Genomic DNA, 14,358 nt, shown 5'->3' on the forward strand with positions numbered 1-14,358 from the left:
TGGAATTTCCATCTGTTTTCCTTATTGGACGTTGCTTGTCAAGTTAGACAAAAGACGTTCAAATGAATATTCATAGGTTTGGATGTCTCCTGCGCCCATAAAGACGTAAACAGCATTATCATGGTCTAGGAGTGGAGATACATTCTCAACTGTGATAACCTGGTGTTTCTTGTTGATTTTATTGGCTAGGTCTTCTACTTTGACATCTCCGTGATCTACCTCACGTGCTGATCCATAGATTTGCGCTAGGTAGACGGCGTCTGCTTGATTCAAAGCGTGAGCAAAGTCATCCAACAAGGCGATGGTTCTAGTAAAGGTATGCGGTTGGAAGATTGCCACAATTTCCTTGCTTGGGTATTTTTGACGAGCCGCATCCAAGGTTGCAATGATTTCTGTTGGATGGTGGGCAAAGTCATCAATGATTACTGTATCATTGACATTTTTTTCAGTGAAACGACGCTTAACACCTGCAAAAGTTTTCAAGTGTTCACGGACCAAGTTCAAATCAAATCCAGCTGTGTAAAGAAGACCAATAACAGCTGTCGCATTCATAATATTGTGACGACCAAAGGTTGGAATGTGGAATTGTCCCAATTCTTGACCACGGAAATGCACTGTAAAGGTCGAACCAGTTGTTGAACGAAGGAGATCACTAGCTACAAAGTCATTGCCCTCTGCTTCAAACCCATAGTAATAGATTGGCGCATTGGCTGTGATCTTACGCAACTCAGCATCCTCACCGTATACAAACAAACCTTTAGTAATTTGTTTGGCATAGTCGTTAAAGGCATTGAAAACATCCTCTAGACTTGTGAAGTAGTCTGGATGGTCAAAGTCAATGTTGGTGATGATAGAATATTCTGGGTGGTAAGGCATGAAATGGCGCTCATATTCGTCTGATTCAAAGACAAAATATTTGGCATTGGCTGAACCACGACCTGTCCCGTCACCAATCAAGAAGCTGGTGTCTGTGATGTGAGACAAGACATGTGACAACATACCTGTTGTTGAAGTTTTCCCATGTGCTCCTGCCACTCCCATGCTGACAAAGTCACGCATAAAGCTACCTAGGAATTCATGGTAACGTTTGTAGCTGATACCATTTTGGTCTGCATAGGCGATTTCAACGTTGTTATCTGGACGGAAGGCATTTCCAGCGATAATCTCCACATCACCTTGTAGGTTCTTTTCATCAAAAGGAAGAATCGCAATCCCTGCCTGTTCTAGTCCACGTTGAGTAAAGTAGTATTTTTCAACGTCTGAACCTTGAACCTTGTGTCCCATTTGGTGCAACATCAAGGCTAGGGCACTCATACCTGATCCCTTGATTCCAATAAAATGATATGTTTTTGACATGCTTTTCTCCCCTACTCAGTAATTCTTGTCAGATTCAACTCTTGGGCAACCTGACGTTCCTGTTCTGTTTGCTTATTCTTTTTATTATAGATTTGACTCTTCTTTAGAAAATCATAGTTGTTCTTTTTATTTTTTCCCGTTTGGGTTTTAGGAGTTGGATTCGCCACTTGGCCAACCTCCTCAGCTAAGATATAGTGGGACTGGCTCAAGTTTTTACTAAATTTGGCAAACTCACCTGGATTTTCCTTTTGAAATGGTGCTGTTGGTTGATTTCCTTGACGAACAAGTGTTGAACCATTGTGTCGTCTGGTATGACTAACATCCTGAGTCAAATACTTGGCTGAACGTTTCTTCTTCAAATCCGCACGCGCCTCTTCTCGAGCCAATTCAGCATACGTTTTTTCAACTTTTTTAGGTTCTGGAGCTGATTCTGGCTTTTTGCTAACCACTGGAGAAACTACGGTTTCTTCTTCATTGATAGGAGACCATTCCAAATAGTTCTTATCGCGGTAATCACCTTTGATATTGCTAATAAAGTCTGACTCATCGTACAAGTCCATGACTGGCATTTCGGTCAGCATGATCTCATCATCTGACACCAATGGAAATCGATCTTGTTTCATTTTGTATTTCCTTTCAACACTTCATTATAGCGTATTGTCTTGATTTTTCAAGTGCTGGCTTCAGAAATCCCTAAAATTTCTCGAATTTCTGCCAAACTGAGACTCGCACGCGATTCTGTCCCATCCAAAACTTGGGAAACCAGGTGTTTCTTCTGTTCTTGGAGTTCTTGGATTTTTTCTTCAATAGTCCCCTTGGTAATCAAACGATAAACCTCGACCATCTGCTCCTGCCCCATGCGGTGGGCTCTTCCGATAGCCTGGGCTTCGACAGCGGGATTCCACCAAAGGTCAACCAAAATAACCGTATCAGCTCCCGTTAGATTGAGACCAACACCACCCGCCTTAAGGGAGATGAGAAAGGCATCTCTCTCCCCTTGGTTAAAGGCCTTGGTCATCTCCTGTCTGTCATGAGCAGGAGTTGAACCTGTGATTTTGAAGGAAGTCAAGCCCAAATCTGGGAGTTCTTGCTCGATTTTTTCCAACATTCCTTTGAATTGAGAGAAAATCAAGACCCGATGCCCACCATCAGCCACTTGTAGCAATAAATCTCGGAGGCTATCCAATTTACCACTAGCTCCTTGGTAATCGTCCATAAAGAGAGCTGGCGTATCGCAGATCTGGCGCAATCGCATGAGACCAGATAAGATTTCTACCCGACTTCTCTGGAATTCTTGATCTGTCACTTGCGCTAGGCGGTCTCGCATCTGTTGCAACTGGGCGAGATAGATGGCCTTCTGCTGGTCTTCCAGTTCATTTTTATAGACGACTTCGATCAGATCAGGCAGTTCTGTAAGAACTTCTTCTTTCTTACGCCTCATGACGAAGGGCTTGATAAACTGCGCGACTCGGTCAGCCGGTAATTTCATAAACTCCTTTTTACTTGGCAAGAGCCCCGGAAGTACAATTTGAAAGATAGACCACAACTCTCCTAAATGATTTTCAATGGGCGTACCTGACAAAGCAAAGACTGCTGGCACCACAAACTGGCGCAAACTCTGAGCAATCTTGGTTTGGGCATTTTTCATGACCTGGGCTTCATCTAAGAAGAGAAAATCAAAAGCCATCTCTTGATAAAGCTCGTTGTCTTGACGAAAGGTGGCATAGCTAGTCACATAGATTTGGTGATTTTCAGAAAGAATTGCTTCTCGATTCGCTTTCAAACCATGAACGACAGCCAAATCCAACTGTGGGGCAAATTTTCTAAATTCATCTGCCCAGTTGTAAATCAAACCTGACGGTGCTAAAATCAAGACCCGACTATCTTCTGTCACCTGACTAGTCAAAAAAGCGATAGTTTGCAATGTTTTTCCCAGTCCCATATCATCTGCCAGAATGCCACCAAAACCATAGTGATGAAGCATCTGGAGCCAACGAACACCCTTTTCCTGATAGTCTCTCAAACTCGCCTGAACCCGTATATCTCCCAAAGAAAAATCCTCTGGATGAGTCAAATCATGAGCTAAATGCTGAAATTCTTCCGAGAAAGAGATCCTGTTTCGACCTTCAAAAAGCTGAGAAAGGCTATAAGCCAGAGATTTTCGCGCTTGGAAAGAACCATCTTTTAGCTCAACCCCCAGTTCCTGCAAATTTTGACGAATCTGCTTGGTTTCCTCATCAAAAAAGTACACTTGATCAGAAGAACTGATATAGAAATCCTGATTACTGGTCAGGGCTTTAAGAGCTTGATCAATCTCTTCTTGGGCAATCCCTTGGAAATCAAATTGGATTTCCAACAATCCTCCCTTGGACTCAATCTGAACCTGAGGAGCTTGGATACTGTAGAGCTGATTCATCTCATCAGACAAGAAAACCTGACCCAACTCCTCAAAAGCAGGAATCGTATGATGAAAGAAAGAATAAACCGATTCTGGCTTCAAAGCCTGTCTCCAAGACTGAAAATCAGCTTCAAAACCAGCCCCTAAACAGACTTGAAATAGCTGGTTTTCCAAGACGGCATCACTTGAAAATGGTAATTGTTCCAGCTGTTGACGACTAGTCACCTTAACATCTCCATAGTCAAACTGTATATCCAAGCGGATGCGGCCGTCATCCTCCCTATCAAAGTAAAAGATTGGTGAAAAGGGTCTGATTTGTAAGCTCTCAGGAGCAGAAACTGTTCCTAGCTGTCCAAACAAAGGCAGACAGGCGGCTAGGCGATCACGATCACTGTTGTCAAACTGGAGGCATTTTCTCCCTCTCTCCTCCTGAGGAAGCTCCTTGATTTCCTTTAGTAAGCTGATTTGTTTAGGATTTAAGAGATAAAGATTCCCCTTACGAAAGAGAACCGCTCCCCCATAGAATACGTTGACTCGCTCACTTTCAGAAATCTCCATCTCAAAATAATCGGGATACTCCCGCACTGAAAAAGAGAACAGTTCTGCATCTGGATCTAAATCATGAAAGAGAAGATTTTCATAACTTGTAATCTGGTGTTCAAAATGAAAATCCTCCAAGTTCATCAGCAACTCCACTCCCTGCTCAAAAAAGGTCAGAGGGAAAAAGAGGTGACGACCTTGATTAGGGAAAAAGAGGTCTTGACTCAGTCCCTCCTCAATCAAGCCCCGTAAAAAAGTAAGAACATCTTGACTAGCTGTATCAAAAGCATCCCAAGACAAGTCATTTTCATAGTATTTCCCAATCATATAGGGTTTTCGATGGACTAAAACCTTCAAAAAGAGAGGGATATCACGAATGACATAATATTTTTGACTATCAACTAAACCGATTCGGAGAGTCCAAAGGAGGCGATTGGTTCCAGCTTCCACCTGACCTTGAGCCGACAAAGCGTAGATTTTCTCTCTCTTCTGAGGTTGGATACGCTCCAAAAAACTACCACCAAAACTAACCTTGGTTTCGACCTCTTCTTGCTCTTCATGTCCTTTTTCTAAGGCTTGTAAAATCACTTGGCCTTCTTCATCATTCTTCAGATAATGCTCGAGCGCTGCGAGGTGAACACAGTAACCTCTTTTTTGGAAAAAATCGCAAGCACAAAAAACAAGATCATCCTCTAAACTGTAGCGCAAGTCTTCTCCCGCCACACGAGTATAGAGGCGATTCCCTTTTTCCTTGATAATCTCAATGTTGCCCGTTTCATAGAGAATAACACCCTCCATGCGCAACTTTCCCGGAATCAATTTAGCCATAGTTACCCCTTTATCTTATCTTTTCATTATACCACATTTTCCCCTACGAAAATAGCCTTCTAGGAAGACTTTTCTCCTAGAAGGCTCGATTTTTAAAGTGTAGCAAAAGTGGTCACGATACGTTGGCAAACTTCTTCTAGTACTGACTTCGGCATGGCTACATTGAGGCGGGCATGAAGAGTTCCCTCCTCCCCAAAGTCCAAACCTCGGTTCAAGATAACCTTGGCTTCATTCTTCAAAAGCTCTTGCAAGCGATCATCCGTTAGGTCATAGGCTGAAAAATCAAGCCAGATCAAGTAGGTTCCTTGCGGTTTCATGACCTTGATTTTAGTCTCTTTTCCAAATAGATCCACCACATAATTGATGTGGTCTTCAAAGACTTGCTTGAGTTCTTCTAGCCAATCCTTTCCATATCGATAGGCAGCTTCTGTCGTCAAATAACCCAAACCTGAGATCTCATGCTGGTTATTGGCCAACTGACGTTTCTGAAAGGCCACTCGAAGTTTAGGATTTTCAATCACTGCATAAGAATTTTTCGTTCCAGCAATATTAAAGGTCTTAGTGGCACTGCTCAAGATAAGGGCAAAGTCTTTAAAAGCTGGATCAATGGTGTTGAAAGACTGGTGTTTGTGACCAAAGAGGGCCAAATCTTGGTGAATCTCATCTGAAACCAACAAAACACCATGTTTTTGGCAGAGATGCCCAATCTTTTCTAACACTTCCTTTTCCCAAACACGTCCACCAGGATTGTGAGGATTGCAAAGGATATAAAGCTTCACATCCTCTTCCACCAATTCCTTCTCCAGCTGGTCAAAGTCAATCTCAAACAGACCATTCTTTTCCACCAAAGAATTGGTAATCAATCTGCGATTGTTCAGTTTGACACTGCGAGCAAAAGGTGGATAGACTGGTGTGTTAATCAGAACAGCCTCTCCTTCTTTTGTAAAGGCTTGAATGGCTGTTGAAATAGCTGGTACCACTCCCTCGATAAAGACGAGGGCATCCTTGTCAAAGTGATAGCCATGTTGACTGGCTTCCCAGTCCTGAACCGACTGTATCAAAGCATCGCTAGCATAGGTATAGCCATAGACCAACTGATCTGCGTAGGCTTGCACAGCTTGTTGAACTTCAGGCAAAACCACAAAGTCCATATCCGCTATCCAGGCTGGTAGAACTTCTCGATCAGCTTCCGCTTCTTTCCATTTATAGGTATGGTGCCCAAAACGATTGGGCAGGCTTGTAAAATCATATTTTCCCATATCTGTCTTATCCTTCCAAGGCTTGGCGCAAGTCCGTAATCAAATCTCTAGCATCCTCAATCCCAATGGACAAACGCAAAAGATCATCTGTCAATCCATAGGAATGACGCACTTCTGCTGGAATATCCGCATGGGTTTGCGTCGTCGGATAGGTGATGAGACTCTCTACCCCACCCAAACTTTCTGCAAATGAGAACACCTTCAAGCTGTTTAGAATATGAGGAATTCGTTTTTCATCCACTACTTTAAAGGAAATCATGCCTCCACGTCCTGTATAGAGCACTTCCTTGACAGCAGGTGAATCCTTCAAAAAAGCAACCACTTCTTGGGCATTGGCTGTAGAACGCTCCATACGAAGAGGTAGGGTTTTAAGTCCACGAATCAACTGATAACTATCAAATGGTGACAAGACCGCACCAGTCGTATTCAAATTGTAGAAAAGTTGTTCATATAGTTCTAAACTATTAGTCACAACCACCCCAGCCAAAACATCATTGTGCCCTGCCAAGTACTTGGTTGCTGAATGAAGAACGATATCCGCACCGTCTTCAATCGGACGTTGGTAAATCGGACTGTAGAAGGTATTGTCCACCACTACCTTGGCACCCTTGGCATGAGCTAGTTTGGCTAGTTTTGCAATATCAAATTCCAACATCAAGGGATTAGTCGGCGTTTCGATGTAGAGAACATCCACATCATTTTCCAGCTCAGCAATCAACTCTGCTTCCGTATTGGCATAGGTAAAATGGAAACGGCCTTCTTGCTCCACTTGGTTGAACCATCGGAAAGAACCCCCATAAAGATCTCGCACAGCCAAGACTTTACTTCCTACTGGAAAAACACTAAAAGCCAGTACAATCGCAGCCATACCTGAGCTCGTCGCTAGGGCATAGTCTGCTGACTCAATAGCTGCCAAGACTTCCTCCACCTTACTGCGAGTTGGGTTTTTAGTGCGCGTATAGTCAAAACCAGTAGACTGACCGAATTCTGGATGCTGATAAGTTGTTGAAAAATGAAGCGGCGTCACCAAGGCACCTGTCGTCTTATCTGACTTGATACCCGCCTGGGCCAAAATTGTGTTGATGTGTAGTTCTTTGCTCATACAATACCTCCAAATCTATAGTAACTATTGTACCACTTATTTTCACTAACTCATTTTCTTGTTTTCAAGAGCTAGTTATAGTTTCAAACTATATAAAAACGATAGTTCTTTTAGAAACTATCGTTTTTCCTGTTGAATAGACTGGTTATTTAACGTGTTTTGCCAATTCTTCTTGGGCTTTTTTATTGGATTCTTCTTTTTCTTTCAGCCATTTTTCTTTAGCTTTTTCATACTCATCAGCCGTTACAGTCTTATCTTGCAACTTGAGATACTTGTATGACTCTACCCCCTTATTTCCAGCTTGTGAGAATGGTGCTGAGAATGGAACTGTCTTTCTCAGGCTAGGTGTTCCACCAAGGGAAACGTTTGGAATTGCAAGGGCGCTATCAACGAGCCAAGCTTGAATTTCAGCATACTTTTCATAACGTTTTGCTGGATCTTGCTCTTTATTGGCTTCTTCCAACATTTGAGTATAGGTATCAAGTCCAACTGCCTTAGCCTTGTCATTGACCTCACCTGGTTCTAAACCAAAGTTTTGCAACATACCTCCGCTATTAACATTAAAAATATCAAGATAGCTTGACGGATCTAAGTAGTCAGCACTCCAACCACCATTGTAAAGGTCAAAATCCTTCTGGGCTGCTGTCTGAGCTAAATAACCAGAGCTATCATAATCCTCTGTTGACAGTTGTTGGATATCGATAACCACGTTCTCAGTTCCAAGAATAGATTCGATGGATTGTTTCATTGAACTAATCCCTTGAATTTCTGTCTTATTGGTCATTTCAACAGTCTTATCCAAGTGAATTGGGAACTGAACACCCTTGGCTTCTAGTTCTTTCTTAGCTTCCGCAAACTTAGCTTTAGCCTTGTCAGGATTGTAGTAAGGATCCTGAGCATCAGCAAAGTTGATTCCTTGCCATTCTTGGCCATAGTTGACCATCTTTTCGGAAACAACATCACCAAAGTCTTTTCCGTTGATACTTACAAATGTAGGAGGTACAACTAGGTTACGAATAATCTTCGTTGCTCCGTCTTCCCCTTGAGATTGTGCCCCATAGGCCGTACGGTTATAGGCAAAATTGATAGCTTGGCGGAAGTTTTTATTCAGAACTGCTTCTTGTGTTGATTTCTTTTCGATATCTGAGGACTTAGAAGTGAAGTTATAAGATTTTCTGTCCAAGTTGAAGTTCAAGTAATAAGAAGTTGCGGTTTGCATACTATAGATGATGTTATCCTTGTTCTTCTCTTTAATTCCTTCAAAGCTTGAGCTATTTGGATAGAGACGCGCGTAGCTGTAGACTCCTTCTACAAAGTTACGAGCTAGGGCATCTTGGTCACTACCATCATAGTAAGTCAATTTCACATCGTCCACAAAGACATTTTTAGCATCCCAGTAGTTCGGATTTTTCTTGTATTCGATAACAGATTTTGAAACAAATGATTTCATCAAGAAAGGTCCATTGTACAAAATGCTAGAAGGGTCTACTTTACCAAAATCATCCCCTTTTGATTTCAAGAAATCAGCATTGACAGGGAAGAGAATAGTGGACGTAGTTTTTGAATTCCAGTAAGGTTCTGGTCGAGTCAAAGTATACTGAACTGTTTGGTCATCAATCGCCTTAACACCGACAGTTGAAAAGTCTGTTGTTTTACCGTTTATATAGTCATCCAAACCTGCTACAGAATCTTGAACCAAGTACAAGGCTTCAGATTTTTTATCTGCCGCATATTTCAAACCTGTCACAAAGTCTTGGGCCGTTACAGGGGCGTATTCTTCACCTTCGTATGTATACCACTTGGCATCTTTACGAAGTTTGTAGGTATAAGTCAAACCGTCCTTGGAAACGGTCCAATCCTCCGCTAAAGATGGAACATAGTTTCCGTATTGGTCATTTTCCATCAAACCATCAACCAAATTGGTAACAATATCATTGGTTGTTGCACGGTTCTCTGCTAGATAGTTCAAACTAGATGGATCACTAGAATAGACATAGTTATATGTTTTAGATGAACTTGCTGAGTTCCCACATGCGCTTAATAGGATACCTGCGCTTAACACGACACCTGCCAGTGTCAGATACTTGGCCTTAGACTTTTTCATTTCCAGAACCTCCTGTTTTAGATATTTGCCTTATTATACAGCTTTAGTTTTATTTAGTCAAGCAATTCCTGTAACAAAAGGTCGGAATTATATTATTTTCTCTACAAATTTTAGATTTTTATCTATTTCGTTAGGGATATGCCATGCGTAGTGTAATATTCTTACCCCTTATTCCTGAGTGCTTTAAAAGCTGTCTTGTGATTCGGATATTCTCTTTGGCGGTGATTAATAACTAGCGAGACATCATTAAGTTCTTTAGAGCGTTTAGAAATGGAAGTCCATCCCTTTTGATTCCGATATCAAGTTGGAGACAATCAGCAAGGATATAAGATGCATAGTATTTGATTTTTAAAATTTCAAAAATTTTAGAATGACGATTCTCGTCACTTTGAATGTTACAAAAGAGAGAGAAGCAATCTGCTTCTCTCTCATGCTTAATTAGATGTCACTCTCCACAGTTGACAAAGAGGCAAAAACCCCAGATAGCCTTGAGCCATCCGGGGTTCTTGTTTTCGTCACTAAAATGATATCAACAATTTCATTTTAGTCGATTTTGGGGACTTAGTCTTCTAAATCCATTTCAGAAGCTGCTGATTTCTTCTTCTTGCCAAGAAGAGAGGCAGTTGCCAAGGCAGCTACTCCTAATCCAAGACCAGCAAATTGGTTACTTGCAGTTCCTGTATTTGGAAGTTTTCTACCGTTTGAACGTCCTGGTCCAGCAGGTTGTTGTGCAGGAGCTTGTGAGTGGTTCAATGCACTTGAGATTGAAGCACTGTCAGACAAGCTAGCTGAGGTACTTGCGCTGTTGCTCAAGCTTGTGCTTGTTGAAACTGATTCACTTGTGCTGATTGAAGCACTTACGCTGTTGCTCAAGCTTACTGAAGTACTTGCTGAAGTTGAGGCATCACCTGAACCATTGCTTGTGCTTGTTGAACCTGAACCGCTACCTGAGTTGTTGCTTGCACTGATTGAAGCTGAAGCTGATTGACTTGCAGATACTGACGCTGAAGCGCTTTGGCTTGCTGATACAGATGCTGATTGACTAGCTGAGCCATTGCTTGTGCTTGTTGAACCTGAACCACTACCTGAGTTGTTGCTTGCACTGATTGAGGCAGACACGCTGTCACTCAAGCTTGCGCTTGTTGAGACTGACTCACTTGTGCTGATTGATGCTGAAGTACTATCGCTCAATGATACACTTACTGATTTGCTGAGTGAAACTGACTCACTTGCACTTACAGATTCAAGGTAGCTAGGAAGGTTAAACTCTGGTTTAGATTCGCTTGTTGGCTCACCCTTACTATAGCTGAATGAGTTAGATTGTTGTGACGCACTTGTACTCAAACTGCTTGAAATGCTATTGCTAAGTGATGTAGATGTGCTTACGCTGTTGCTCATGCTTATGCTTGCTAATTGGCTTGTGCTTGCTAATTGGCTCGCACTGATTGATGCAGACACGCTGTTACTCAAGCTTGTGCTTGCTGATACTGAAGCACTAATTGAAGCAGATACGCTGTTGCTCAAGCTTGTGCTTGCTGATTGGCTAGCACTAATTGAGGCTGATACGCTGTTGCTCATGCTTGTGCTTGCTGATTCAGATGCACTAATTGAAGCTGACACGCTGTTGCTCATGCTTGTGCTTGCTGATTGACTTGCACTGATTGATGCGGACACGCTGTTGCTCATGCTTGTGCTTGCTGATTGGCTAGCACTAATTGAAGCTGACACGCTGTTGCTCAAACTTGTGCTTGCTGATTCAGATGCACTAATTGAAGCTGACACGCTGTTGCTCATGCTTGTGCTTGCTGATACTGAAGCACTGATTGAAGCTGATACGCTGTTGCTCATGCTTGTGCTTGCTGATACTGAAGTACTGATTGAAGCTGATACGCTGTTGCTCAAGCTTGTGCTTGCTGATTGGCTCGCACTGATTGATGCAGACACGCTGTTGCTCATGCTTGTGCTTGCTGATTCAGATGCACTGATTGACGCTGATACGCTGTTGCTCATGCTTGTGCTTGCTGATACTGAAGCACTGATTGATGCAGACACGCTGTTACTCAAGCTTGTGCTTGCTGATTGGCTCGCACTGATTGATGCGGACACGCTGTTACTCAAGCTTGTGCTTGCTGATTGGCTCGCACTGATTGATGCGGACACGCTGTTGCTCAAGCTTGCGCTTGCTGAGTGGCTCGCACTGATTGAAGCAGATACGCTGTTGCTCAAGCTTGTGCTTGCTGATTCAGATGCACTGATTGAAGCAGATACGCTGTTACTCAAGCTTGTGCTTGCTGATTGGCTAGCACTGATTGAGGCAGACACGCTGTTGCTCAAGCTTGTGCTTGCTGATACTGAAGCACTGATTGAAGCGGATACGCTGTTGCTCATGCTTGTGCTTGCTGATTCAGAAGCACTGATTGAAGCGGACACGCTGTTGCTCAAGCTTGTGCTTGCTGATTCAGATGCACTGATTGAAGCAGATACGCTGTTACTCAAGCTTGTGCTTGCTGATTCAGATGCACTGATTGAAGCTGATACGCTGTTGCTCATGCTTGTGCTTGCTGATACTGAAGCACTGATTGAAGCGGATACGCTGTTGCTCAAGCTTGTGCTTGCTGATTCAGAAGCACTGATTGAAGCGGACACGCTGTTGCTCAAGCTTGTGCTTGCTGATTCAGATGCACTGATTGAAGCAGATACGCTGTTACTCAAGCTTGTGCTTGCTGATTCAGATGCACTGATTGAAGCTGATACGCTGTTGCTCATGCTTGTGCTTGCTGATACTGAAGCACTGATTGAGGCGGATACGCTGTTGCTCAAGCTTGTGCTTGCTGATTCAGATGCACTGATTGAAGCTGATACGCTGTTGCTCATGCTTGTGCTTGCTGATTCAGATGCACTGATTGAAGCAGATACGCTGTTACTCAAGCTTGTGCTTGCTGATTCGCTTGCACTGATTGAAGCTGATACGCTGTTGCTCATGCTTGTGCTTGCTGATTCGCTTGCACTGATTGAAGCTGACACGCTGTTGCTCAAGCTTGTGCTTGCTGATACTGAAGCACTGATTGAAGCGGATACGCTGTTGCTCATGCTTGTGCTTGCTGATTGGCTAGCACTGATTGAGGCAGACACGCTGTTGCTCATGCTTGTGCTTGCTGATACTGAAGCACTGATTGAAGCGGATACGCTGTTGCTCAAGCTTGTGCTTGCTGATACTGAAGCACTGATTGAAGCGGATACGCTGTTGCTCAAGCTTGTGCTTGCTGATTCGCTTGCACTGATTGAAGCGGATACGCTGTTGCTCAAGCTTGTGCTTGCTGATTGGCTCGCACTGATTGATGCAGATACGCTGTTACTCAAGCTTGTGCTTGCTGATTGGCTCGCACTCATTGAAGCTGACACGCTGTTGCTCATGCTTGTGCTTGCTGATTGGCTCGCACTGATTGAAGCTGACACGCTGTTGCTCAAGCTTGTGCTTGCTGATTCAGATGCACTGATTGATGCAGACACGCTGTTGCTCAAGCTTGTGCTTGCTGATTGGCTCGCACTGTTTGATGCTGATACGCTGTTGCTCAAGCTTGTGCTTGCTGATTGGCTCGCACTCATTGAAGCTGACACGCTGTTGCTCAAGCTTGTGCTTGCTGATTCACTTGCTGATACTGATGCTGAAGCTGATTCACTTGCTGATACTGATGCTGAAGCTGATTCACTTGCTGATACTGATGCTGAAGCTGATTCGCTTGAGCTTACTGATGCGCTAGCTGATTGACTTGCTGATACTGATGCTGAAGCTGATTCGCTTGCAGATACAGACGCTGAAGCTGATTCGCTTGCAGATACTGATGCTGAAGCTGATTGGCTAGCTGATACTGATGCTGAAGCTGATTGGCTTGCACTTACAGACGCTGAAGCTGATTCGCTTGAGCTTACTGATGCGCTAGTTGATTGGCTAGCTGATACTGATGCTGAAGCTGATTGGCTTGCAGATACAGACGCTGAAGTTGATTCGCTTGAGCTTACTGATGCGCTAGCTGATTCACTTGCTGATACTGATGCTGAAGCTGATTCGCTTGCACTTACTGATGCTGAAGCTGATTGACTTGCACTTACTGATGCTGAAGCTGATTCGCTTGCAGATACAGACGCTGAAGTTGATTCGCTTGAGCTTACTGATGCGCTAGCTGATTGGCTAGCTGATACTGATGCTGAAGCTGATTCGCTTGCAGATACAGACGCTGAAGCTGATTCACTTGCAGATACTGATGCTGAAGTTGATTCGCTTGAGCTTACTGATGCGCTAGCTGATTGACTTGCTGATACTGATGCTGAAGCTGATTCGCTTGCAGATACAGACGCTGAAGCTGATTCGCTTGCAGATACAGACGCTGAAGCTGATTCACTTGCAGATACTGATGCTGAAGTTGATTCGCTTGAGCTTACTGATGCGCTAGCTGATTCACTTGCACTTACTGATGCTGAAGCTGATTGACTTGCACTTACTGATGCTGAAGCTGATTGGCTTGCAGATACAGACGCTGAAGTTGATTCGCTTGAGCTTACTGATGCGCTAGCTGATTCACTTGCTGATACTGATGCTGAAGCTGATTCGCTTGCACTTACTGATGCTGAAGCTGATTGACTTGCACTTACTGATGCTGAAGCTGATTCGCTTGCAGATACAGACGCTGAAGTTGATTCGCTTGCACTTACTGATGCTGAAGTTGATTCGCTTGCACTTACTGATGCTGAAGCTGATTGGCTAGCTGATACT

At 43.4% G+C, this 14,358-nt stretch carries 12 protein-coding genes; 5 read left to right on the forward strand and 7 right to left on the reverse strand.

The genetic code is table 11. The annotated features are described in order from the left end of the window. Positions 1 to 21 precede the first annotated feature (21 nt). The 7 genes from murC to ACVBD2_RS07985 all read right to left on the reverse strand — a co-directional run bounded on the left by murC (position 22) and on the right by ACVBD2_RS07985 (position 10,931). Entirely contained in the window at positions 22 to 1,356 is a 1,335-nt protein-coding gene (murC, locus tag ACVBD2_RS07955; protein WP_461685554.1) for a UDP-N-acetylmuramate--L-alanine ligase, read from the reverse strand. An 11-nt stretch (positions 1,357 to 1,367) separates the two neighbouring features. Beyond that, positions 1,368 to 1,979 (reverse strand): cystathionine gamma-synthase, encoded by a 612-nt coding sequence (locus ACVBD2_RS07960; protein ID WP_084945846.1) that lies wholly within the window; start codon positions 1,977 to 1,979, stop codon positions 1,368 to 1,370. 47 nt (positions 1,980 to 2,026) lie between these two features. Next, positions 2,027 to 5,122, reverse strand: a complete 3,096-nt coding sequence (locus tag ACVBD2_RS07965) for a DEAD/DEAH box helicase (protein WP_461685555.1) — start codon at positions 5,120 to 5,122, stop codon at positions 2,027 to 2,029. A 92-nt stretch (positions 5,123 to 5,214) separates the two neighbouring features. Further along, complete coding sequence (locus tag ACVBD2_RS07970) at positions 5,215 to 6,381, reverse strand: MalY/PatB family protein (protein WP_461685556.1); 1,167 nt, start codon at positions 6,379 to 6,381, stop codon at positions 5,215 to 5,217. A 7-nt stretch (positions 6,382 to 6,388) separates the two neighbouring features. Then, positions 6,389 to 7,483 carry a cystathionine gamma-synthase gene (locus ACVBD2_RS07975; RefSeq protein ID WP_084926147.1) on the reverse strand — a complete coding sequence of 365 codons (1,095 nt, stop codon included), beginning with the start codon at positions 7,481 to 7,483 and terminating at the stop codon, positions 6,389 to 6,391. Positions 7,484 to 7,628: 145 nt separating this feature from the next. Next, on the reverse strand, positions 7,629 to 9,587 hold the full coding sequence (locus ACVBD2_RS07980; RefSeq protein WP_084926150.1) for a peptide ABC transporter substrate-binding protein: 1,959 nt from the start codon (positions 9,585 to 9,587) through the stop codon (positions 7,629 to 7,631). 561 nt (positions 9,588 to 10,148) lie between these two features. Then, complete coding sequence (locus ACVBD2_RS07985) at positions 10,149 to 10,931, reverse strand: LPXTG cell wall anchor domain-containing protein (RefSeq protein WP_461686302.1); 783 nt, start codon at positions 10,929 to 10,931, stop codon at positions 10,149 to 10,151. A 16-nt stretch (positions 10,932 to 10,947) separates the two neighbouring features. Here ACVBD2_RS07985 and ACVBD2_RS07990 point away from each other — a divergent pair, with 16 nt between their 5' ends. From ACVBD2_RS07990 to ACVBD2_RS08010, 5 genes are all read left to right on the forward strand, one after another. Beyond that, complete coding sequence (locus ACVBD2_RS07990; RefSeq protein ID WP_461685557.1) at positions 10,948 to 11,238, forward strand: hypothetical protein; 291 nt, start codon at positions 10,948 to 10,950, stop codon at positions 11,236 to 11,238. 27 nt (positions 11,239 to 11,265) lie between these two features. Next, complete coding sequence (locus ACVBD2_RS07995) at positions 11,266 to 13,356, forward strand: coiled-coil domain-containing protein (RefSeq protein ID WP_461685558.1); 2,091 nt, start codon at positions 11,266 to 11,268, stop codon at positions 13,354 to 13,356. A 283-nt stretch (positions 13,357 to 13,639) separates the two neighbouring features. Next, the gene (locus ACVBD2_RS08000; RefSeq protein WP_461685559.1) at positions 13,640 to 13,768 is read left to right on the forward strand and encodes a hypothetical protein; all 129 of its coding nucleotides are present in this window, start codon (positions 13,640 to 13,642) and stop codon (positions 13,766 to 13,768) included. A gap of 141 nt (positions 13,769 to 13,909) precedes the next feature. After that, entirely contained in the window at positions 13,910 to 14,038 is a 129-nt protein-coding gene (locus ACVBD2_RS08005; RefSeq protein ID WP_461685560.1) for a hypothetical protein, read from the forward strand. Between the two features lie 141 nt (positions 14,039 to 14,179). Beyond that, positions 14,180 to 14,350: a hypothetical protein gene (locus tag ACVBD2_RS08010; RefSeq protein WP_461685561.1), complete on the forward strand. Its 171-nt coding sequence runs from the start codon at positions 14,180 to 14,182 to the stop codon at positions 14,348 to 14,350. Positions 14,351 to 14,358: the final 8 nt, after the last annotated feature.

Source organism: Streptococcus sp. KHUD_018 (assembly GCF_054861215.1).

Excerpts from the sequence above, each read along its gene's own strand:
- murC (WP_461685554.1), bottom strand. The coding sequence starts at position 1,356 with ATGTCAAAAACATATCATTTTATTGGAATCAAGGGATCAGGTATGAGT.
- ACVBD2_RS07960 (WP_084945846.1), bottom strand. The coding sequence starts at position 1,979 with ATGAAACAAGATCGATTTCCATTGGTGTCAGATGATGAGATCATGCTG.
- ACVBD2_RS07965 (WP_461685555.1), bottom strand. The coding sequence starts at position 5,122 with ATGGCTAAATTGATTCCGGGAAAGTTGCGCATGGAGGGTGTTATTCTC.
- ACVBD2_RS07970 (WP_461685556.1), bottom strand. The coding sequence starts at position 6,381 with ATGGGAAAATATGATTTTACAAGCCTGCCCAATCGTTTTGGGCACCAT.
- ACVBD2_RS07975 (WP_084926147.1), bottom strand. The coding sequence starts at position 7,483 with ATGAGCAAAGAACTACACATCAACACAATTTTGGCCCAGGCGGGTATC.
- ACVBD2_RS07980 (WP_084926150.1), bottom strand. The coding sequence starts at position 9,587 with ATGAAAAAGTCTAAGGCCAAGTATCTGACACTGGCAGGTGTCGTGTTA.
- ACVBD2_RS08000 (WP_461685559.1), top strand. The coding sequence starts at position 13,640 with ATGCTGAAGCTGATTCGCTTGCACTTACTGATGCTGAAGCTGATTGAC.
- ACVBD2_RS08005 (WP_461685560.1), top strand. The coding sequence starts at position 13,910 with ATGCTGAAGCTGATTCGCTTGCAGATACAGACGCTGAAGCTGATTCGC.
- ACVBD2_RS08010 (WP_461685561.1), top strand. The coding sequence starts at position 14,180 with ATGCTGAAGCTGATTCGCTTGCACTTACTGATGCTGAAGCTGATTGAC.